This window comes from Mesorhizobium sp. L103C119B0 (assembly GCF_000502235.1).
Classification (GTDB): domain Bacteria; phylum Pseudomonadota; class Alphaproteobacteria; order Rhizobiales; family Rhizobiaceae; genus Mesorhizobium.
The window spans coordinates 325,584-346,617 of record NZ_AYXE01000004.1 but is presented as its reverse complement, the minus strand read 5'-3'; the positions used below and the strand labels follow the sequence as shown (position 1 = coordinate 346,617).

21 protein-coding genes are annotated in these 21,034 nt (G+C 64.0%); 9 read left to right on the top strand and 12 right to left on the bottom strand.

Annotated features, from left to right (window positions below; genetic code table 11):
* The 4 genes from X728_RS0134740 to X728_RS157100 all read left to right on the top strand — a co-directional run.
* Positions 1 to 374: LysM peptidoglycan-binding domain-containing protein (locus X728_RS0134740; RefSeq protein WP_031195202.1), on the top strand; the 374-nt coding region annotated here is incomplete at its 5' end.
* Between the two features lie 230 nt (positions 375 to 604).
* The gene (locus tag X728_RS157090) at positions 605 to 943 is read left to right on the top strand and encodes a metalloregulator ArsR/SmtB family transcription factor (RefSeq protein ID WP_023831155.1); all 339 of its coding nucleotides are present in this window, start codon (positions 605 to 607) and stop codon (positions 941 to 943) included.
* Between the two features lie 24 nt (positions 944 to 967).
* On the top strand, positions 968 to 2,848 hold the full coding sequence (locus X728_RS157095; protein ID WP_023727588.1) for an ABC transporter ATP-binding protein/permease: 1,881 nt from the start codon (positions 968 to 970) through the stop codon (positions 2,846 to 2,848).
* Positions 2,849 to 3,132: 284 nt separating this feature from the next.
* Positions 3,133 to 3,468, top strand: a complete 336-nt coding sequence (locus tag X728_RS157100) for a hypothetical protein (RefSeq protein WP_023711966.1) — start codon at positions 3,133 to 3,135, stop codon at positions 3,466 to 3,468.
* On the opposite strand, the gene X728_RS157105 is transcribed toward X728_RS157100, so the two are convergent.
* Positions 3,447 to 4,337, bottom strand: a complete 891-nt coding sequence (locus X728_RS157105) for an SMP-30/gluconolactonase/LRE family protein (RefSeq protein ID WP_031195200.1) — start codon at positions 4,335 to 4,337, stop codon at positions 3,447 to 3,449. The two genes, X728_RS157100 and X728_RS157105, sit on opposite strands and share 22 nt — an antisense overlap.
* A gap of 227 nt (positions 4,338 to 4,564) precedes the next feature.
* Here X728_RS157105 and X728_RS157110 point away from each other — a divergent pair, with 227 nt between their 5' ends.
* Positions 4,565 to 5,812: a DUF4375 domain-containing protein gene (locus X728_RS157110; protein WP_023831153.1), complete on the top strand. Its 1,248-nt coding sequence runs from the start codon at positions 4,565 to 4,567 to the stop codon at positions 5,810 to 5,812.
* 11 nt (positions 5,813 to 5,823) lie between these two features.
* On the opposite strand, the gene X728_RS157115 is transcribed toward X728_RS157110, so the two are convergent.
* Entirely contained in the window at positions 5,824 to 6,543 is a 720-nt protein-coding gene (locus tag X728_RS157115; RefSeq protein ID WP_023831152.1) for a lysozyme inhibitor LprI family protein, read from the bottom strand.
* Positions 6,544 to 6,742: 199 nt separating this feature from the next.
* Between X728_RS157115 and X728_RS157120 the strand changes: the two genes are divergently transcribed.
* Positions 6,743 to 7,540, top strand: coding sequence for a phosphatidylserine decarboxylase (locus tag X728_RS157120; RefSeq protein ID WP_348625633.1), 798 nt, complete (start codon positions 6,743 to 6,745; stop codon positions 7,538 to 7,540).
* A gap of 3 nt (positions 7,541 to 7,543) precedes the next feature.
* Positions 7,544 to 8,359 carry a CDP-diacylglycerol--serine O-phosphatidyltransferase gene (gene pssA / locus X728_RS157125; RefSeq protein WP_023831150.1) on the top strand — a complete coding sequence of 272 codons (816 nt, stop codon included), beginning with the start codon at positions 7,544 to 7,546 and terminating at the stop codon, positions 8,357 to 8,359.
* 160 nt (positions 8,360 to 8,519) lie between these two features.
* Here the strand turns inward: pssA and X728_RS157130 are convergent, their stop codons facing one another.
* On the bottom strand, positions 8,520 to 10,742 hold the full coding sequence (locus X728_RS157130) for an AMP-binding protein (RefSeq protein WP_023831149.1): 2,223 nt from the start codon (positions 10,740 to 10,742) through the stop codon (positions 8,520 to 8,522).
* 167 nt (positions 10,743 to 10,909) lie between these two features.
* Entirely contained in the window at positions 10,910 to 11,317 is a 408-nt protein-coding gene (locus X728_RS157135; RefSeq protein WP_023831148.1) for a 4-oxalocrotonate tautomerase family protein, read from the bottom strand.
* A 112-nt stretch (positions 11,318 to 11,429) separates the two neighbouring features.
* Here X728_RS157135 and X728_RS157140 point away from each other — a divergent pair, with 112 nt between their 5' ends.
* Complete coding sequence (locus tag X728_RS157140) at positions 11,430 to 12,293, top strand: LysR substrate-binding domain-containing protein (RefSeq protein ID WP_023831147.1); 864 nt, start codon at positions 11,430 to 11,432, stop codon at positions 12,291 to 12,293.
* Positions 12,294 to 12,427: 134 nt separating this feature from the next.
* Here the strand turns inward: X728_RS157140 and X728_RS157145 are convergent, their stop codons facing one another.
* The 3 genes from X728_RS157145 to X728_RS157155 form a co-directional block, all read right to left on the bottom strand.
* Positions 12,428 to 13,336, bottom strand: coding sequence for a DMT family transporter (locus tag X728_RS157145; RefSeq protein ID WP_023689124.1), 909 nt, complete (start codon positions 13,334 to 13,336; stop codon positions 12,428 to 12,430).
* A gap of 51 nt (positions 13,337 to 13,387) precedes the next feature.
* On the bottom strand, positions 13,388 to 14,275 hold the full coding sequence (locus tag X728_RS157150; protein ID WP_023831146.1) for a DMT family transporter: 888 nt from the start codon (positions 14,273 to 14,275) through the stop codon (positions 13,388 to 13,390).
* A 149-nt stretch (positions 14,276 to 14,424) separates the two neighbouring features.
* Entirely contained in the window at positions 14,425 to 15,930 is a 1,506-nt protein-coding gene (locus X728_RS157155) for an alpha/beta hydrolase (RefSeq protein WP_023831145.1), read from the bottom strand.
* A gap of 289 nt (positions 15,931 to 16,219) precedes the next feature.
* On the opposite strand from X728_RS157155, the gene X728_RS157160 reads away from it, so the two are divergent.
* A complete protein-coding gene (locus X728_RS157160) occupies positions 16,220 to 16,726 on the top strand; it encodes an OsmC family protein (protein ID WP_023693975.1) in 507 nt (168 codons plus the stop codon).
* A gap of 153 nt (positions 16,727 to 16,879) precedes the next feature.
* On the opposite strand, the gene X728_RS157165 is transcribed toward X728_RS157160, so the two are convergent.
* The 5 genes from X728_RS157165 to X728_RS157185 form a co-directional block, all read right to left on the bottom strand.
* Positions 16,880 to 17,101 (bottom strand): hypothetical protein, encoded by a 222-nt coding sequence (locus X728_RS157165; protein ID WP_023689120.1) that lies wholly within the window; start codon positions 17,099 to 17,101, stop codon positions 16,880 to 16,882.
* A 135-nt stretch (positions 17,102 to 17,236) separates the two neighbouring features.
* Positions 17,237 to 17,866, bottom strand: a complete 630-nt coding sequence (locus X728_RS157170) for a hypothetical protein (RefSeq protein ID WP_023693974.1) — start codon at positions 17,864 to 17,866, stop codon at positions 17,237 to 17,239.
* A gap of 77 nt (positions 17,867 to 17,943) precedes the next feature.
* On the bottom strand, positions 17,944 to 18,699 hold the full coding sequence (locus X728_RS157175) for an SDR family NAD(P)-dependent oxidoreductase (RefSeq protein ID WP_023693973.1): 756 nt from the start codon (positions 18,697 to 18,699) through the stop codon (positions 17,944 to 17,946).
* A gap of 30 nt (positions 18,700 to 18,729) precedes the next feature.
* Positions 18,730 to 20,211: an amidophosphoribosyltransferase gene (gene purF / locus X728_RS157180; protein WP_023711952.1), complete on the bottom strand. Its 1,482-nt coding sequence runs from the start codon at positions 20,209 to 20,211 to the stop codon at positions 18,730 to 18,732.
* Between the two features lie 131 nt (positions 20,212 to 20,342).
* Positions 20,343 to 21,008, bottom strand: a complete 666-nt coding sequence (locus X728_RS157185) for a CvpA family protein (RefSeq protein WP_023831144.1) — start codon at positions 21,006 to 21,008, stop codon at positions 20,343 to 20,345.
* Positions 21,009 to 21,034: the final 26 nt, after the last annotated feature.

The window sequence follows — 21,034 nt, the reverse complement described above, 5'->3', positions numbered from 1 at the left end:
AAGCGCCGGCTCCGGCTGCCCCGGCGGTTGCCGGGGCACCTGCGGCACCGGCAGCGGCTGCCGCTGAGGTTCCAGCCGTCGTCGCGGCGGCAACGCCCGATGTGCCAGAGACGGTGGCGCCAAAGCTTGAACATGCCGACGGCGCGGTGATCATCCGCAGACACGACACCCTGTGGCGGATCTCGCGGCGCGTCTACGGTCACGGCGTGCGCTTCTCGACCATCTATCTCGCCAACCAGGACCAGATCAGCGATCCCGACCGCATCTGGCCCGGGCAGGTGTTCAAGGTTCCGGAAAAGTCCAAGGAAGGCGAAGCCGCCGACCTCAAGGCGATGGGCGAGCAGGTGACAACGGCGCCGGTGAAGACGCAGTAGCGGCCGAGCGCTTGATCTCCCCCCTTGAGGGGGAGATGGCCGGCAGGCCAGAGGGGGTCGCCGCGCATAGAACGCCGACCTTCTCTTTGCTGCAAACGACGTTGCGTCAGGACGTACCGACCCCCTCTGTCGCCTTCGGCGACATCTCCCCCTCGAGGGGGGAGATTAGGTCGCTCTACCCATCGGGTTAGCTTGCCACGCACCCGTTCATCGTCTATCGCCGATGAACGATGGCAGACTCGCTCGCTGAACCAGACCACGCAAACTTGGCACCGCCTGAAAGCCGCGCCGTTGCCGCCCGCTTCGCGGCACTCTCGCATCCGGCGCGCATCGNCGAGATCCTTAGACATCTCTCGGCCAGCAATTCCTGCTGCTGCCGCGAGGTGGTCGATCATCTCGATCTGGCGCAGTCCACCGTGTCCCAGCATCTGAAGATCCTGGTCGAAGCCGGGCTGGTCCGCTTCCAATCCGACCGTCAGCGCTCGCGCTACGAAGTCGACCGCGCCGCGCTCGCCGACGTTTCCGCATCGCTGACCGCACTCGTCAATTCCTGCTGCTCCGGCCGCTGACCTCTCACCCCAAAGGAAAGACAAGTGGCAGAAAAAACCGTTTCCGATAGCTCGACCTTCGGCACCTTGCGCAATCTGTGGCCCTATATGTGGCCGGCCGACCGCCCCGATCTCAGGGCACGCGTCACCTGGGCGACGCTGCTTCTGGTCGTTGCCAAGCTGACGCTGGTTGCCGGGCCCTATTTCTTCAAATGGGCGACGGATGCCCTAGCCGGCGACGCCAAATCGCCGCCGCCGCTGCCATCTTTCCTGCTGGCGCCGGTGATGCTGGTCGTCGCCTACAATGTCGTGCGGCTGGTGCAGCTTGGCTTCAACCAGCTGCGCGACGCGCTGTTTGCCCGCGTTGGCCAATATGCGGTGCGCCAGCTCGCGTTCCGCACCTTCGTTCACATGCACCAGCTGTCGCTGCGCTTCCACCTCGAGCGCCGCACCGGCGGCCTGTCGCGCATCATCGAGCGCGGCACCAAGGGCATCGAGACGATCGTGCGCTTCATCATGCTGAACACGGCGCCGACCATCCTCGAATTCGCGCTGACCACCGGTATCTTCGCCTACACTTATGGCTGGAAATATGTGGTCGTGGTGGCAGCCACGGTGTGGCTCTACGTCTGGTTCACGGTTCGCGCCAGCGACTGGCGGATCTCGATCCGCCGCGACATGAACGACAGCGACACCGACGCCAACACCAAGGCGATCGACTCCCTGCTCAACTACGAGACGGTCAAATACTTCAACAACGAGGGTATGGAGGCTGAGCGCTTCGACCGCTCAATGGCACGCTATGAGATGGCGGCGACCAGAATATGGACCTCGCTCGGTTGGCTGAATTTCGGCCAGGGCATCATCTTCGGTCTCGGCACCGTCATCGTCATGTGCATGTCGGCGCTGGAGGTGCAGGCTGGCACGCAGACGGTCGGCGATTTCGTCTTCATCAACGCCATGCTGATGCAGCTTTCGGTGCCGCTCAATTTCATCGGCTTCATCTACCGCGAAATCCGCCAGGGGCTGACCGACATCGAGCAGATGTTCGACCTGCTCGATGTGCCGCAGGAAATCACCGACAAGCCCGATGCCAAGCCACTGGCTGTTACAGCCGGCAAGGTCGAGTTCCGCGACGTGCACTTCGCCTACGACCCCAGCCGCAAGATTCTGAAGGGCGTCTCCTTCGAGGTTCCGGCCGGCAAGACGGTGGCCATTGTCGGTCCGTCCGGCGCCGGCAAGTCGACGATTTCGCGGCTCTTGTTCCGCTTCTACGACGTCCAGGGCGGTCAGGTGCTGATCGACGGCCAGGATGTCCGTGATGTGACGCAGGCGAGTCTGCGCGGCGCCATCGGCATGGTGCCGCAGGACACCGTGCTGTTCAACGACACCATCGCCTACAACATCCGTTACGGCCGCATCGGCGCCAGCGAGGAAGACATGCAGAAAGCCGCCGAGCTTGCCCAGATCGGCCCGTTCATCGAACGACTGCCCGAAGGCTACCGCTCGATGGTTGGCGAGCGCGGGCTAAAACTGTCGGGCGGCGAAAAGCAGCGCGTGGCGATTGCCCGCACGATTTTGAAGGCGCCGCCGATCCTGATGCTCGACGAGGCGACCTCGGCGCTGGACAGCCACACCGAACAGGAAATCCAGGCCGCCCTCGACCTGGTCAGCAAGGGCCGCACCACCATCGTCATTGCCCACCGCCTGTCGACGGTGATCACCGCCGACGAGATCATCGTGCTCAAGGACGGCGAGATCGCCGAGCGCGGCACCCATGCCGAGCTGATGCAAAAGCATGGCCTCTACGCGTCGATGTGGGACCGCCAGCGCGAAGCGACAGAAGCCGAAGAGAGGCTTCGAGTTGCACGCGAGAGCGATGAGCTGGGTGTGGTTGTGCGCAGGCGGACTTCGGAGGTGAGCTAGGCGGCGGAGCGCCGATCTCCCCCCTTGAGGGGGAGATGTCGCCGAAGGCGACAGAGGGGGTCGCCGCGCGTGGAGCGCTAACCTTCATCGGTCGCAAGGGGGCGCATCCAGTCGAACCGACCCCCTCTGGCCTGCCGGCCATCTCCCCCTCAAGGGGGGAGATATGCAGCGTCGTCGCCATCATCACCACCGAAAGTTTCCCCTTGACCTCAACCTAAGTTGAGATCGCAAACCCGTTCCTGAGCCACCGAACCCAAGTCGTTCAAGAACGGAGACAGATTCAAATGGATAAACTTGCCGAGGCAGCCGTGTTCAGGGTCGACAAATTCGTCGTTCCTGCCGAGGCCCGTGAAGAAATCCTTCGCAAGGTCAGGGCGACTCATGAATTGCTGCGTCTGCAGCAAGGCTTCGTCCAGGATTTCGTGCTCGAGCAATTTTCGGGCCCGGGCGAGTTCAACCTGGTCACCATTGTCGAATGGGAAAACCAGGCGGCCGTCGACTATGTCGTGCCGATCGTCAAGGCAGCCCATGAGCGGGCGGGCTTCAACCCGCAGGAGACCATTGCCCGGCTGGGTGTGAAGGCCGATATCGCCAACTATCAGCGTCTACCCGAGATGTAAGACGGCCAGCCGACGCCATGTGCGGGCGCTTCGACGCTCAGCACCTGGCCAGTGCGGGCATCGCTGATCATGTTCTCGAAACCACGCCATTCGGCGGCGACGATGAACAGTGTCGTGCCATCCGGCCCGCCCAGCATGCAGGCAAAGCAGCCGCGATCGGCATCGACTGTCTGCAACACCTCGCCACCTTCGCGCACCCGCACGCAGCGCTTGTTGGGAACATCCGCGTACCAGGCAGCCCCTTCGGCATCGAGGCAGATGCCGTCGGGAAAGCCATCGAGATCGGCCCAGACCCGGCGGTTGGAAAGCCCGCCATCCTCCGCGATATCGAAGGCGGTCAGCCGGTTGGCATGCGACTCCGCCACGATCAGTGTCCTGTTGTCCGGCGTCACCGCCATGCCGTTGGCGAAAGCGATGTTCTCGGCCACTTGTCGAACCGAGCCGTCCGGCGTGATCAGCACGATGGTGCCGGGCCCGAAATGCTCGCCCGGTGCAGGCGCCGACCCGCCGCCATTGACATAGATGATGCCGCGCCCGTCGACGACGATCTCGTTCCACGGGCTGTTTGACAGTTCTCTCAAATCGGCATGGGTGGCGAGCGTGCCATCCGCCTCCTGTCGCAGCAACAAGCCATCCCGACCCGAGACGATCAGCAATCGGCCATCCGGCAACCAGTCGATCGAATAGGGCAGGATGGCCGGCACGGTGAGCATCACCTGGTTCCCGCCGTCCTCATCCACCGCGACGATCTCTCCGGTTCCCCAGTTGCAGAGCCACAGGCGTCCGTCGTGCCAGCGGGGAGACTCTCCGAAAGCGAGGCCTTCTGTAATGACCTTGGCGTTCAGGGCGACTGATTTCGAGGATGGCATCTCTGACCCTTGGTTTGTCGACTCGCCGCAATTCGGCTTTGTCGCGAAGCGCTTTCCTGCCAAGGACGTGTGAATCTATGGCGCCCCGACATGACCGTCGACTATTTCGGCAAACCATCGTGCGGATGCCTCTGGATCAGAGTGCCTTTAATCCTTGAGGGCAGCTGATATTGTCGCGTCGGAAATAACCCGTTCGCGCAAGTTTTGCGACCAAGAGAGTATTTTCGATGTTCGGTTTCTTTTCCCGCAAATCCAAGAAAACGCCCGAGAAGTCGGCATCAGATTCTGGAAAGCAGTTGGAATTCGGCCTGCCGTTGCCGGTCGTCGTACTGCGTTCGAACGTCGAGGATCCTGATGAAGAGCCGTTTTTTCTCGTCTTCGCTGTCATGCAATTCGTCACAGCGATGGTTTCCAAAGGACTCTATCGTTATCCCGAAATCGACACCAAGGCGATGCAGGTCCTTCATGCCGACTCGTACTCTTCGGAGGTAAAGAACGGCGGCCATAGTCAATTCATCCACAATGCCGGGCAGGAAATCGGCGCCATGATTGCCAACGCACGAGCTGGACTCACTGCTTGTGGCGCAAAGGGCCAGCTTGCGACTTTGGAAAAGATGTCCAGCTGGATTGCAGACCATCCCAACGAAGCCGCCCAGCAGACGGGCTTCGAGGGCGGGCGGGATGATTTTCTCGATACACTTGATCATGCGTTCTACGTTGCGGATGAGGCCGCGCCCATGGAAAACCTTTTGGCGCGCTGGATCGCGTCATGGCCTGATCTGCAAGTTGTCGATAGTGACGATTACGACGACGTCATACACCGGCTGGTGATGGCCAATCCGAAGCGCGAAGGCAGGCTTCTTCATAAGTCCGTTGGCAACTTGGCAGGCCAGATGATCTTGAGCTGGCGCGATGTCGGGGCCGGCCTTGCCTGCGCCAAGATCGCGCCGCCCGAGATCAAAATTGCGTTCGGCATGGCAAGGATGCTGAACATAGAAGGAGAGAAACAGCTTCAGACCAGCGCGAAGAAGACCCGACTATGCAGTGCGACGGAGACACACGTCACGGTCTACGAGTACATCGCTCCAGAAGACTTGCTTGTCATACCGCCAGGCGAGAGCCCGCTAGCGGCTAACGCCCCGAAAGTTGGCGCCAAGCTTGGCATTGCTGAAGAGCCCGAGATCACAGCGGTCATTGAGCTGGCGGAACAATACCATGCTCCCGCCGCCGTCGACCTCCTGCTCCGCAAGGCAGGCTTCGACCCGACGGATGCCATCGTTTCTGCGAATTCGGTGGTGCAGAAGGAGGAAGGAGCAATCGTGAATTGGGTGGTGCTGGCATCAGGCCAAGTCTTCCTTTTCCAATCGTTGCGGAACGGCGGTGTGCTCTTGCGCGGCAAGGATGATGAAAGCCTCGCTGAGGCCGCTATGGCCGAGCTCAATGCCCACTTTGATCGCTCCGCTGCGGCGGGTTAGCGACAGCAAGCCTACTTTTTCTCCGTCAGGAAGAACATGCCATCGGCATGGCCGTTGGCACCGCATGACAGGGGCTCCGATCTGCCATCCTTGCCGGCGCCGCTCTGCTCGACGACAAGCGCATCGCCGTCGCGGCGAAAGGTGAAGACAAAACCGGTTGGGTTGTCGTTGTCGTCGGTGTCGACCAGTCGCAGAGTGTTGCGCTTCTCGACCGTGCCGTCGATCTCGCATGACCCACTTCCCGAGACTGGATTGGAAACGACATCTTCCGAGATCTCGACCTTGCCTCCGCCAACAGCCTTGATGTCGACGCTACCGCGCACGCTGCTCCATGTGCCGATGAAGCCGCCATCGGCCGGCTTACGGATGCCGCCCAGGAAGGTCGCGCGGTCATGCAGGAATTCGCCGAGATCGAATGTCTGCTGGTCCTTGGGCGTGTTCTCGTTGAAACCGGCGATCTGATCGCGATAGGCGATGAAATCGCTTTGGTCGTCCCGCAGCGCCTTCCCGGCATGAGCATCGAGCCTCTTTAGCAGCGCGGTATAATTCTTCGCGACGTCGGCATCGGCTTGCGCCAGGACCGGATCGGCGCAAATGGCCTTTTCCGCCAAGCTGGCGGCCTTGGCGCAGTCGAAGGATGGCTTGCCTTGCGCAACTGCGTGGTCGCTNAATGGCCTTTTCCGCCAAGCTGGCGGCCTTGGCGCAGTCGAAGGATGGCTTGCCTTGCGCAACTGCGTGGTCGCTCGCTGCCACAAGTACGGTCAAAACGGCACCCACGGCTGACGATCGTATGGCAACAAGATACGTTTTGCCTGAATTTGGCGCCATGGCAGTCGGCCTTTTCGCCGCGCGTTCAGCCGGCGTTGGCCCGAATTCTGGCGGCAAAGCAGCCGACAGGCAAGCACGTCACGTTCCTGCCGGCTGCGGACGATGCGGCCTTGCCCAATGTTGCGTTGCGGCAGCGGAGCCTTTCCGGTATTGAGGCCGGACCTGAAACAGGGACCGCCCCCATCCCATGAGCCCCATCCGATGAGCCTTGTCGATTCGATCAAGAATGCCTTCGTTCCGATCCATCGCGAGGGCTATCCGTTCATTGCCGCCTTTGGTGCGGGCACGCTGTTCCTCGGCTATTTCTCCTCGGTGCTGTTCTGGATCGGCCTGATCCTGACCGCCTGGTGCGTCTATTTCTTCCGTGACCCCGATCGTCTCACCCCGGTCGATGACAGGCTGGTGGTCAGTCCCGCCGACGGCGTCATCTCGGCGGTCGGCCCGGCCGTGCCGCCGCGCGAGCTTGGCCTCGGCAACACCGAGATGACCCGCATCTCGGTGTTCATGAACGTCTTTTCCTGCCATGTGAACCGCGCTCCGGTGCGCGGCCGCATCACCAAAATCGAGCACCGGCCGGGCAAGTTCCTCAATGCCGAACTCGACAAGGCAAGCTCGGAGAACGAGCGCAACGGGCTGGTCATAGACAGTCCCAACGGCATCGTTGTCGCCGTGCAGATTGCCGGCCTAGTGGCGCGCCGCATCGTCTGCTGGGCCGAGACCGGCGGCTCCATTGCCGTCGGCGAACGCTTTGGCCTGATCCGCTTCGGCTCGCGCGTCGATGTCTTCCTGCCGTCGACCGCGGTGCCGCGCGTCGCCGTCGGCCAGACGGCGGTCGGCGGCGAAACCGTGCTCGCCGAATTCGGCGGCGTCGCCGCAACCCCGCTCGTCAGGATTTCGTAAGCGGTGGGCGCGCCGTTCAAAAAGTTCGAGGCCCATGGCAGCGGCGGCCCGCGCATCCGCGAAATTCCGATGCGCATGGTGCTGCCTAATCTGGTCACCGTGCTTGCCATCTGCGCCGGCCTGTCCGGCATCCGCTTCGGCTTCGAGGGCCGTTTCGAGCCGGCCGTGGTGATGGTGCTGCTCGCCGCCTTCCTGGACGGCATAGACGGGCGCCTGGCGCGCATGTTGAAGGCGACATCCAAATTCGGCGCGCAGATGGATTCGCTGGCCGACATCGTCAATTTCGGCGTCGCGCCGGCACTGGTGCTCTACGCCTTCCTGCTCGACCGCGCCGGCTCCTTCGGCTGGATCGCAGCTCTTCTGTTCACCATCGCCTGTGGCCTGCGGCTGGCGCGCTTCAACGTGCTCGACGAAGACCATGACCGGCCGATCTGGCAGGGCGAATACTTCGTCGGCGTGCCGGCGCCGGCCGGCGCCGTGCTGGTTATGCTGCCGCTCTATCTGTCCTTCCTGCGGCTCGGTCTCGAGCCGGACCGCCTGACGGCATTCGTCGCCACCGGCTTCACTGTGCTGGTCGCTTTCCTGCTGGTCAGCCGGCTGCCGGTCTATTCCGGCAAAAGCCTGAAAGTGCCGGGCGACAAGGTGCTGCCGATCATCCTGGCGGTCGTTCTCTACGTCCTGCTGTTGATGACCTATTCCTGGTACACGCTGACCGCCTCTGTCGCAGGCTATCTCATCTTCCTGCCTTTCAGCGTGCGGGCGTATTCGAAGCGCGCCAAGCGCGAGGGCGAAAAAGTGCCGCCGTCGGATATTGGGTAGTTGTTATCTCCCCCCTTGAGGGGGAGATGTCGCCGAAGGCGACAGAGGGGGGCGGTACGCCCTGGACGCGACCTCGTTTGAGCGAAGAGGACGTCGGCGCTTCACGCGAGGCGACCCCCTCTGGCCTGCCGGCCATCTCCCCCTCAAGGAGGGAGATACGCTAAGCCGCCAGGCCCAGCCCCAGCTTCTCGATCGCCAGGTTCCGCGTCGAGACATAATCCGTCTTACCGGAACCCAGCACCGGGATCTCCTCGACCTTGACGATGTCGTTGGGCACCATCAGTTCGGCCGCACCTGCCTTCTTGCCGAAGGCGCGCAGTTCTTCCGGATCGGCGTCGTCGGCGGTGGTGACCAGCACGATGCGCTCGCCGCGCCTCTTGTCCGGCACCGCCACCGCGGCGTGGCGCTCTTCCGGCCACAGCGACTGCACCAGCATCTCGACGGCGCCCAACGACACCATCTCGCCAGCGATCTTGGCGAAGCGTTTTGCCCGGCCGCGAATGGTGATGAAGCCTTCGCGGTCGACCGAGACGATGTCGCCGGTGTCGTGCCAGCCGTCCAGCGGCTGCAATTCGCCGGGCCGGTCAGCGGTCATGTAGCCCATCATCAAATTCGGCCCGTCGAGCCACAGGCGGCCGGCACCCTCGATACCCTCGACCGGTTCGAGCTTCATGCGCATCGCCGGCAACAGCCGTCCGACCGTGCCGTCGCGACCATGGATGGCGGTGTTGACGGCGACGACGGGAGCGGCCTCCGTCAGCCCGAACCCCTCGATGATCGAGGCATCGAAGCGCTCGCGATAAACGCGCCGCGTCTCCGGCTTCACCGCTTCCGCGCCGGCGACGACGAAGCGCAGGCTGGAGAAATCGCCATCCTTGGCGGTGCGGGCATAGTTGGCAAGGAAAGTGTCGGTGCCGAACATGATGGTCGGCTTCACCTTGCGGGCGATCTCCGGGATGATCTTGTAGTGCAGCGGTGACGGGTAGAGGAACAGTTTCACCCCGGTCACCAGCGGCAGGATGGTACCGCCGGTCAGGCCGAAAGAGTGAAAAACCGGCAGCACGTTGAGCAGGATGTCGGACGGCGAAATGGTAATGCGCGCCTCGGCCTGCATGGCGTTGGCGTGGAGATTGCGGTGCGACAGCACCACGGCCTTGGGCGTGCCTTCCGAGCCTGAGGTGAACAGGATTGCGGCGGGCTTGGCCGCATCCTGCCGCTGCAGCGGGAACCGCCACAGCACCGCTGCTGCGAGCTTTTCCAGCGTCGTGACGCTTGCGCGCACATCCTCCAGCCACAGCATTTTGGCGCCGCCGGCCTCGATCGCGGCGATGATGTCGGCAAGCGCCGCCTTCTCGACGAACGCGCGCGAGGAAACCACCGTTCGGATGACTGCCGCGCGCACCGCGGCGGTTACGCTGGCCGGCCCTGCCGTGTAGTTGATCATCGCCGCTACCCGGCCGGCCGAGAGCAGGCCGACGAAGGACAGCACCACGCCATTGGCGTTGGGCAGCAAAACCCCGACCGCTTCGCCGGGCGCCGCCACCGCCTCGAAACGGCGGCCGAGCACGCGCGCGCCGATGAACATTTTTCGATAGCTGAGCGAGCCGCTGATCACATCCTCGATGATCGGATGCGAGGCGCCGGTGCGATCCGCGGCATCGCGCATGGCCAGGAACAGGCCGCGATCGAGGTTGCTGCCATAAAGCCGCGCCTCGGCGATGCGGTCGAACAACGCATTGGTGTTGGAAGCCTGGTCGGGGTTGCGCGCCACCAGTTCGGCAATCGTCATTGGCTCCAGCACGCTGATCGAGAGTTTTGGGAACCAGTGGCGCGGCGCCCGGTTCTTTGGCGTCAAGGAAACCGGCAGGTCGCGCGCGCCGGTGACGAAGATCGGCACGATGCGGGCGTCGGCCTGCATGGCGATGCGGGTGACGGCGCGGAACAGGCGAAACGTCTTCACATCGGGCTCGACGTCATCGGGCAGATAGACGGCAAGCCGGCCTTTACCCTTCAGCACCCTGACCAGCCGCCGGCTGACGAAGAGATGCTCGGCGTTGAAGGCGATGGTGCGGCCAAGCTCGCGCCAAGGCTCCATCCAGGGCGAGCGCGCCGAGGCCTCGTCGAGAATGTGCAGCGTGTCGTCGGGCAGCAGCGACAGCATCAGCGCCGGCTCGAAGCGTGACTGGTGCGAGACCACATAGATCACCGGCGTCGGCGCGTTGCGGGCAATGCGGATGCGCCGGTCCTCGATCCGGTAGGCGAGCTTGAACGGCACATAGAGCAGCGCCTGGGTAAAGCGCAGGTCGAGACGAAACGTCTCGATCGCGCCAATCAGCAGCCAGGCCAGCACGAGGCCTGCAAGCAGCGCCAGTGTCAGGATCATGCCGCGTCTCTCCCAACGGTCCGGTATGCGGCTCTTCGTCCGCTTGGAGAGCAGAGGGTAGCGCAATGGGGGGCAAGGTCAATGTAGAGCCTCTTCCTTCTCCCCGTTCACGGGGAGAAGGTGCCCCGAAGGGCGGATGAGGGGCGGCGCTGCGCTTTCACGTTGGCTCAAGCCGCCTTGATCCGCCCGCTGATGAACCGGAACTCCTGGCTCTTGCCGCCATAGCCATAAGCTGCGGCCGGAACCTCGTGCACGAAGGCATAGCTTTCCTCGTGCACACCACCCAGCAACTTACCAAAGGCCTCAAAGATCGCCTTCAGATAAGCCTCCAGTTCCAGCTTGGTGTTGGTGCCGTCGACCACCTTGATGTCGAGCCAGAAGGTGTTGGCGCCATGCTCCGCCAGCGATTTGCCGCCGGCGAACCAATGCTGCGGGTCGACATAGGTGACGGCGACGGCGGTGATCGTCGGGTCCTTGCGCAGATGGGTTGCGGTCAGGCCGGTGATTTCCTTGGCGATTGTGGCGGACAGCTTGGCGTCGGGTTTGCCGGTGACGCTGATGTTGATGATGGGCATTTTTCTCTCCTTCGTTTGAGCGGCGTCTGTTTGCCGTTGGAGAGACAGTGCCACCGTCTTTAAATCAAAAAAATCGAATTGTTTCGAACAAAAGGTTCTGTATTATCGAAGTATGCAAGCTCTCGATCCCGATCTGCTCAAGACCTTCCTTGCCTTTGTCGATGGCGGCTCGCTGGCTCAGGCTGCGTCTGTTGTCGGCCGCTCGCCCTCGGCGGTGACCGCGCAGATGCAGCGTCTGGAGGAGATCGTCGGCGAACCGCTGCTGGTGGCGCAGGGGCGCGGGCGCGGGCTGACGCCGGCCGGCGAGGATCTTGTCGGTCATGCCCGCCGCATTCTTGCCGTGCACAGCGAGGCCTGGCTGGCGCTCAAGGGCGCGCGTGCCGCTGGTCGCGTCGCCATCGGCACGACACAGGATTTCGCCGATAGCGGCCTGCCGGAGCTGCTGCGCGCCTTCGCGACCAGCCATCCGCGCGTCAGGGTCGAACTCCGCGTTGGCCGTTCGGCCGAGCTTGGCGAGGCGCTGCAGGCCGGGCAGCTCGATCTGGCCGTTGTCATGCGCAAGACGCCGGCCAATGACGAAGTCGGGCTGTTCAGTGAGCCGATGCTGTGGCTGTGCTCGCAAAAAGGGCTTGCCGTGCGGGAAGAGGAATTGCCGCTGGCGCTGCTCGACCCCTATTGCGGCTTTCGCGAAGCAGCACTCGCGGCCCTCGATGCTGCCGGCCGCCGCTACCGCATTGCCGCCGGCAGCGCCAGCCTTGCCGGCTTGCGCACGGCGGTCAATGCCGGCATCGCGCTGACCTTGCGCACCGCCCGCTTTGCCCATTCAGGCATTGCCGAAGCACCGCGCGAATTCGCCCTGCCGCCGGTGCCGACAGCGCAATTCGCGATAAAACTCGGCCAGGGCGCCGAGCGGCCGGCGCGCGATCTTGCCATCCTGCTCAGCGACAACCTCGCCTTGCCCGGCTTTGCCGTCTGATGTCCAAAGAAAAAGCCGACCTTTACGGTCGGCTTTGAGGAGGACGGGTCGAGGGGTTTGGGGGGACTTGGGGGGTGACCCGTCGCACATAAAACTGCCTGATCCGCATGATGGTTCCATGACTTGGAAAATAATTATTGGGTTGCCGCGCTTTTTCTCGCGGCCAGCCAGTCGCGCCCCGCATGGGCGAAAACCGCGCACAGTACTATGGCGCCGCCGATCAGGCTGGCGGCCGGCGCGATCTCGCCGAGGAACAGGAAGGCGAACAGGATCGCAAACGGCACTTCGGCGGCACCGAGAAGGCCGGACTCGGGCGCAGGGATCAGCCGCGAGCCTTCCGTCCACAGGATCGACGCCGCCGCAAACGATCCTCCGAAGGCGACGAGCAGCACGGCGTCGCGAGCAGAAATCGCCAGGGGGTCGGTGACGAACCAGCCGAGCACGAACAGCAGAAGCGCCGAGACTGCGCCCGCCCACACCACCGGCGTGTCGCGGAAGGCGCGCACCATGATCATGTAGAGCGCGCTGCCGGCGGTCATCAGCAGCGCGAGCCCATCGCCAAACAGATGACCGCTGCCGAAGCCGGAGCCGACCATCATCGCCACGCCGCACAGCGAAACGGCGGCGGCGGCAAGCGTCTGCGCCCGGAACGGCTCGCGCACCAGCACGAAGGCGAGCAGCGCGGTGATGAAGGGCGCGGTGGCGTAGATGACCGCGACATTGGCGACATAGGTGAATTTGAACGCCGAGATGAAGGCGATGCTGGCCGCGGCGCCCTCGAGGGCCAGCAACCAGCCGCGCCAGCCAAGCCGCAAGCTTTCCCGCCCGCCGGAGCGGCGCCGGCGCCACAGCACATAGAAGGTGATCAGGATCGCGCCGACAAAGCCGCGCCAGCAAGTGATGGTCAGCGGGTCGGCGTGGATCGATTTGGTCAGCACGCCGGTGAGGGCGAAGAAAGCCGCCGAGGCCGCCACCAGCATGATGCCGAGCGTACGCTCGGCAGCGGTATCTGTGGTGCCTGGGCCGTCGAGCGCTTCCGTCATCTCAGCAGCCTATCCGTCTTCTCCTGCCACCATGCTGTCAGCACGGGGTACTCATAGCCGCTTGCGGAAATGCTCGTTGCCGATGATCAGCAGGCCGGCGCCGACGATCAACGCCGCCCCCAGAAACACCTCGCGACGCGGCACGTCGCCCCAGATCGCAAAGCCGAGCCCGAAGGCCCAGACCAATGAGGTGTATTCGAACGGCGCCACGATCGACACCGGCGCCCGCTTCATGCCTTCGAACAGCATAAATTGCGCCACGCCGCCGAGCGCGCCGACGCTGATCAAAAGCAGCAACTGGCGCCAGTCCGGCATCTGCCAGACCAACAGCGCCGGCACCGTGGAAAACACCAGGAAGTAGAAATTGTTGAGCACAAGCTGGATCAGCGTGCGCTCGGCCAGCGCCGTCTTGCGCAACAGCACCACGGCAATGCCCCACAGCACTGCCGCAGCCAGTACCAAGAGCATCGGCACGGACAAGCCGAGACGAGTGGGATCACAGGCGATGAAGACGCCGACGAAGCCGATGAACACCGCCAGCCAGCGCAACAGCGGCACCTTTTCGCCAAGCATCACCACCGACAGCACGGTGACGATGATCGGGGCGGCGTAATAGATGGTGGTGAGTTCGGCCAGCTGCAGGGAGCGGGCCGCGTTGTAGTAGCAGAGCCAGGCGCCGAGCGTGAAGGCGCTGCGCACCAGCATCGGCCGCACGATGGGCGAGCGCATTGTGTCGGCAAAGACGCGCGGTCCGCCGATTGCAGCACAGCCGATAAGCACAGCGATCGAGCGGAAGAACATGATCTGCCAGACGCTGATGCCGACGACCAGAAGCTTGATCGCTGCGTCCTGGGTCGAAAACAGGAAATAGGCGCAGCCGGTGAACAGGATGCCGGCAAGCACCCTTTCGCGGGTTTCCAGAATGGCAATATCGGCCATGCGGCGTGTCCGGCGCTGTCAAGAGGACGAAGAAGAAGCCTGCCCCAATCAGGCTCCCATTGCAGGCTATACGGGCGAAAGCCTGCGGGGCGCTACGCCAGTGGCAAGCTTGCGTTGGCGCAGCCTGGCCGACAGCGTGGGCACGCCGTTCACTGTGTTGCCTGGTAGAGCTCCGAAGCGGCCTCCTTCAGGGCGCGCCGGCCGCCCGGCCTGAGATACATCATGTGGCCGCCTTCGACGACGTCGAGACGGATGGGTTTTGCCCCGCCCAGCGTCGGGATTTGGCTCACCAGATAGCGTGAGGCCAGATAGGGAGTGACCAGATCGGTGTCGCCGTTGACGATCACCACGCCGAGCCCCGGGTTGAGCGAGCGCGCCCGCTGCAGATCGTCCATCACCCCGGCATAGCCTTGCCGCGAGCCGCCATAGTCCCAGGCGTGGGTCACATCGCCATTGAGCAACCTGTAGCTGACATCGGTGCGAAAATTCAGCTCGTCGCGCGCATAACCGACAAAGGCCGAGGTCAGCGCCGGCACGCTGCGGTCGAGCACCGGATCCGGGCCGGCGCTGCGGGCGCTCTCCGGGGCGATGTCGCTGGTGGCGATGGTGCCGTCATACGGGCTGAGCACTTTGCCACTGGCGCGCTGGAATTCGCGCGCGAACAGGCCGGTCGGGATGCGGGCGAAATTGCGCTGCACGAGGTCGAGCGGCAGGCCGGTGATCTCGGCCACGCGCTGGCTGGCCAGCCGCCCGCCCTGTTCCAGCCCGCCGGTCAGAGCCGTGAGGTAGTCGCCCAGCGCATACTTTTCGACCTCGGCGAGCTTTTCGCGCAGTGCTTCGCCGCTGAAGCCTTCGCTGCGCAGGCGCACCGCCGCCAGCGAGGGCAGTTCCAGCGCCCAATGCAGTGGCTGGAATTCGTCGGGCAGCACCAGCGTGAACTCCAGTGCAGGCGAGATCAGTACGATGCCGTTGGGGCTCAGGCCGACATCTTCCTGCAGGGTCCTGGCGAGAAGTGCCGCGCGGAACCCGCCATAGCTTTCGCCGGCGAGGAAGAGCGGCGATCCGGTGCGGCCGTTCTGGGCGAGATAGAGCCGGATGAAAGCGCCGATCGAACTGGCGTCCTGGCTGACGCCCCAAAAATCTTTCGTGTCCTGGCCGGGGGCCTCGCGGCTGTAGCCGGTGCCGACCGGATCGACGAAGACGAGGTCGGTCATGTCGAGCCAACTGTCGGGATTGTCGATCAGCTTTTGCGGCGGCGGCAGGAATTGGCCATCGGCGCCGGTCGCGACGACACGCGGGCCGAGTGCGCCGAGATGCAGATAGGCGGATGCCGCGCCCGGGCCGCCATTGAAGACGAAGGTGATGGGGCGAGCCTTCTCCGCGCCCGCCAGTGGCGGCAGCGTGTAGGCGACATAGAAGATTTCCGCGGTGACCTCGCCCTTGCCGGATAGCAGCGACAGCGTGCCGGCCTTAGCCTGATAGTCCAGCTTGCGCCCGGCAATGGTGATTGAATGGCTGGTCGTCTGCGGTGCCGGCAGCAGCGACAGCACGCCGCCGGCAGGGGCGGGGCGCTCGGGCGTTTCGCCGAGGACTGGCTGCGCGAAGGCTGCAAGCACCAACAGGGTAAGCGAGATCAGTTTCAGCTTGAACGGCATGATGCCTCCGCGGGAATGACTCTGGTTAGGTATGGCTCGGGCGGTCGAAGTCAAAGTAACTCTTCGCGAGCTAGCGTCCTTCACGCCCCCCTCTGTCCTGCCGGACATCTCCCCCACAGGGGTGGAGATTGGATGTCGCGACCGCCTTCGCTAATCGCCGGCGAAGAAAGCGCCATTGGCGTTGCTGCCGATCTCGCCCGTGTGGGGAGATGGCCGGCAGGCAGAGGGGGGCGCTGTCCCGCCGGCATTTCGGTGCTATCAAAGCGCGAAGAACTCGAAAGGACAGACCATGGACGCCACCGAACTCAAAGCCATGCAGGCGCCGCTCAAGGAGGCCTATCGCGGCGATGCTACGCAGGCGCTGATCACGCTTCGCGCCAAAGGCTCCATCGACGACCAGTCGATTGCCTGCAAGGTCGAGACGGGCAGGGCGCTGGCGGTCGCCGGCCTGCATCCGGCGACCGGCGGTTCCGGGCTCGAATTGTGTTCGGGCGATATGCTTTTGGAGGCGCTGGTGGCGTGCGCCGGCGTGACGCTGAAGGCAGTGGCGACGGCGCTGGAATTCAGGCTTGGCGCAGCCACCGTCGAGGCCGAAGGCGATCTCGACTTTCGCGGCACGCTGGGCGTGGCCAAGGACGCCCCCGTGGGCTTTCGCGCCATCCGGCTGAATTTCAACCTCGACACGGATGAGCCGCAGGATCGCATCGACGCGCTGATCAAGCTGACGGAACGCTATTGCGTGGTCTTCCAGACCATCAACAGCAAGCCGGAGCTGACGGTGAAGGCGCGCGCCTGATCTCCCCCCTTGAGGGGGAGATGTCGCCGAAGGCGACAGAGGGGGTCGGGCCGACTGGACGCCACGCCCTTTGTGCGGAAGGAGGTTGGCACTCTACGCGAGGCGACCCCCTCTGGCCTGCCGGCCATCTCCCCCTCGAGGGGGGAGACTGCGCTACTGCGCCGCAGGCTCTTCCGCGTCGCCCTCATCGGTAAACGGGGAGGCGCTCGGCACGCAGTTGACCGCCCAGCCGGCCGGCGTCGGCTGCTTCTGATATTCGGTAATCGCGTTTGTGCACTGTTCGCGGGTGTCGAAGGTGCTGGGCAGCACCACCATGCCGCCTTGCGGGCCGGCGATCACCAGGTACCAGACCAATGCTACGCTGGGAGCAGCCATGGGAATTCCTCGCTTTGCTGGGTGTCGGAGTCGGGTCGACCCTAGCAACTCCCGGCTGATGGCGAAAGCAGGGCGATGGGGGAGGGACCTGCCGGACCATCACAGACCCGTGAACGAACCGCTCCCAGACGTCTCTCAGTTCGCGGCAAAGCAGTAGAACAGGCCGTCGCCGCCGGTGCCTTTCAGCGCCTCCTGGCTGCAGCCGCCGCGCGAGGCATGCGAGGAGTTCCAGGATTTCGCCGCCGCCGACTCATCAAGGCCGGTGCGGTCGTGATGGCCCATCATCGCCGCGCCCTCCGCCCCGCTCAAGGTCCAGTCGCCGCAGGTCTGGTCGGCGAGCTTGGTGCCGTCAGGCTTCGAGCCGGTCAATATGTCGTGCCGGTTCGGCTTATCGCCGCGGCCGTTGACCACCTCGCCCTTTTCGTTGAGCGCCGTCTGCTTGGTGATGGCGTTGGCGTCGCTATGCAGCGAGGCGACGTCATCGGCAATCTTCTCCCCCTTGGCGTTGACCCAGGGACCCTTGCCGATACGGTCGCGCGCATCGACATTGGCGCTCGAGAGATAGGCGTGCCATTCCTTGCCGGTAACCCCAGCCGCTTCCGCCAGCGAGGCGCAATGCGCGTCGGCACCCTTGAGACCGCCGAGATCGGCGCCCTTGCCGGAACCGACGCTGGTGACGAAGAAACTCATCTTGGCGTCTTGCGCCAGCGCCACGCCGGCTGTGGCGGCAATCGCGGCGGCGGCAACGAGAAGAAGTCTACGCATGTCGGTCCTCCGGTTTCGAATGTCCTACATTCGAAGAAACGTAACTGGAGGCCTGTTTAATCCCGCTACAACCCGGTTTATTCCGGCTGCCGGTAGGCGACGAAGCGGTTGTTCTTGACCTGGAAGATCAGCCCCGTCTCTTTCATCTCGGGGCTCGCCAGCGGCACGATGCGTTTTGCCACCTCTGACGGGTGCGGCAGCGTTTCCGGATCCTCGCCGGGCGCGGCCTGCGCACGCATGGCGGTGCGGGTGGCGCCGGGGTCGACCGCATTGATGCGGAGCGCCAGGCTCTGCGTCTCATGCGCCCAGGAACGCGTCATGGCTTCCACAGCCGCCTTCGACGCCGCATAGGGCGCCCAGAAGGCGCGCGCCGAATGCGCGGCCCCGGACGACATGAGAATGGCGCGGCCGGCGTCGGACAGCCTGAGCAGCGGGTCGACCGAGCGGATCAGCCGCCAGGTCGAGGTGACATTGATGGTCATAACCTTCTCGAAGGTTTTGGCCTCGACATGGCCGATCGGCGAGATGACGCCGAGCACACCGGCATTGGCCACCAGAATGTCGAGCTTGCCCCAGCGCTCGTGAATGGCGCCGCCCAGCCGGTCGATGCCGGCCATGTCTGAGAGGTCGAGAGGCACCAAAGTCGCTTCGCCCTTGCCGGTTTTCGCGCGCTCGGCCTTGATCTGGTCGTCGAGTTCTTCCAGCCCACCGACGGTCCGGGCAACCGCAATGACATGCGCGCCGGCGGCGGCAAGTTCCCTGGCGATGAAGTAGCCGATGCCGCGCGAGGCGCCGGTAACGACCGCGACGCGGCCGGAGAGGTCGAGGGTCATGCGAGCGCTTTCAAGGATAGCAGTTGGGCTTTACGCCCCGTTGTTCGCCAGCAGCGACAGCGTGCGCACATTGTCGTGGCCTTCGAAGTCGAGCAGGCGGGTCGGGTACTGGCCGGTGAAACAGGCGTCGCAGAATTGCGGCTGCTCATTGTCGCGGCTGGCTTCGCCGACGGCGCGGTAGAGCCCGTCAATGGTGAGGAAGCCGAGCGAATCGACACGGATGAACTCGGCCATTTCCTCGATCGACATGCGCGATGCCAAAAGCTTCGACTTCTCCGGCGTGTCGACGCCGTAGAAGCACGACGCGCTGGTCGGCGGCGAGGCGATTCGCATGTGCACTTCCTTGGCGCCGGCGTCGCGCACCATCTGCACGATCTTCTGGCTGGTGGTGCCGCGCACGATCGAATCGTCGACCAACACCACGCGCTTGCCCTCGATCATCCGGCGGTTGGCGTTGTGCTTGAGCTTGACGCCCATATGGCGGATCGAATCGCCGGGCTGGATGAAGGTTCGGCCGACATAGTGGTTGCGGATGATACCGAGTTCGAAGGGGATGCCTGCCGCCTGGGAAAAGCCGATTGCCGCCGGCGTGCCGGAATCCGGCACCGGCACGACGATATCGGCATCGACCGGGCTTTCCTGCGCCAATTCGGCGCCGATACGCTTGCGCACTTCGTAGACATTGCGGCCTTCGACCGAGGAGTCCGGGCGGGCGAAATAGACATATTCGAAGATGCAGAAGCGGGTCTTCTGCGGCTCGAAGGGGAACAGGCTCTCGATGCCCTTCGAGGTCACCACGACCATTTCGCCGGGCTTCAGGTCGCGCACGAAGCGGGCGCCGATAATGTCGAGCGCGCAGGTTTCGGAGGCCAGGATCCAGGCGCCGTCGAGGTCGCCGAGCACCAGCGGGCGGATGCCGAGCGGATCGCGGCAGCCGATCATCTTCTTGGAGGTCATCGCAACCAGCGAGAAAGCGCCTTCAACCTGACGCACGGCGTCGATGAAGCGCGAATTCAAATCGCGTTCCTTGCTGGTGGCAACGAGATGCAGCAGCGTCTCGGTGTCGGAGGTCGACGAGAAGATCGCGCCCTGTTTCTGCAGCGCGCGCTGCACGGTCATGGCGTTGGTGAGATTGCCGTTATGGGCGACGGCAAAGCCGCCATCGGCGAGTTCGGCGAAGAAGGGCTGGATGTTGCGCATGCCGGCGCCGCCCGTCGTGGCATAGCGCGTGTGGCCGATGGCACGGTTGCCTTGCAGGCTGTCGATGACGTGCTGCTTGGTGAAGGTGTCGCCGATCAGGCCGACATGGCGTTCGACATGGAACTGCGTGCCGTCATAGGAGACGATGCCGGCCGCTTCCTGGCCGCGATGCTGCAGCGCATGCAGGCCTAGTGTGACGATGGCCGCAGCGTCCTGCCGGCCGAAAATGCCGAACACCCCGCATTCATCGTGGAAATGATCGTCTGCTTCGGCGGAAAGGACGTCGTCCGCGTCTGCCTTCGAAACTGCCATGGGGCTCAAGCTCCGCTAAAATGGCCATATAGTGCGATAGCACCGCGAAAGCAACGCACGTCGTGCGCCGTTCACACCATAGTCAGGCCGGAACTGCCGGGATGGCGCCTGTCAGGCACCATCCGTCCGTATCAGTTTGCCGGCGCGGCTGGGGCCGGAGCCGGAGCAGCGGGTGCGTTATCGGCCGGAGCGTCGGTCTCGTCGTCGGGCGCCGGCGTATCGTAACCGGTTGCCGGAGCATCCGCCGCCGGTGCATCGGCCGCCGGAGGCGTCTCGGCTGCCGGCTGATTCGGATTGAGCTTCTTCAGGATGGCGTTTTCCGGATCTTCGGGCAGCAGGCTTTCCAGCTTGGCGCCGATGGTCTCGAGCAGCGGCTTCGACTTGGCGTTGGCGATCCAGGCAGGGGCCTTGGCGCCGGCCAGCCAGTTGAAGAACAGCAGCGCCACGGCGACGACGAGGACGCCGCGCGCGGCGCCATAGAGGAAGCCCAGCGTACGGTCGAGCGCGCCGATCCTGGAATCGATGATCCAGTCGGCTAGCTTCATGGTGATGACGGAAACGACGATCAGCGCGATGAGGAAGACAATGCCGGCGGATGCCGCCATGGCGATCTTGTCGCTTTCGACATAGGGCTGAACGTAAGGCAGCACCGGCTTGTAGAAGAAGAATGCCGCCGCGGCGGCAGCCGCCCAGGACACGACGGACAGGATTTCGCGTGACAGGCCGCGAACCATGGCGAGCATCGCCGAGACCAGGGTGAAGCCGACGAGAATTCCGTCCAGCAGCGTAATCGGCATGTCTTTCGCCCCACTCAGATTGTCTT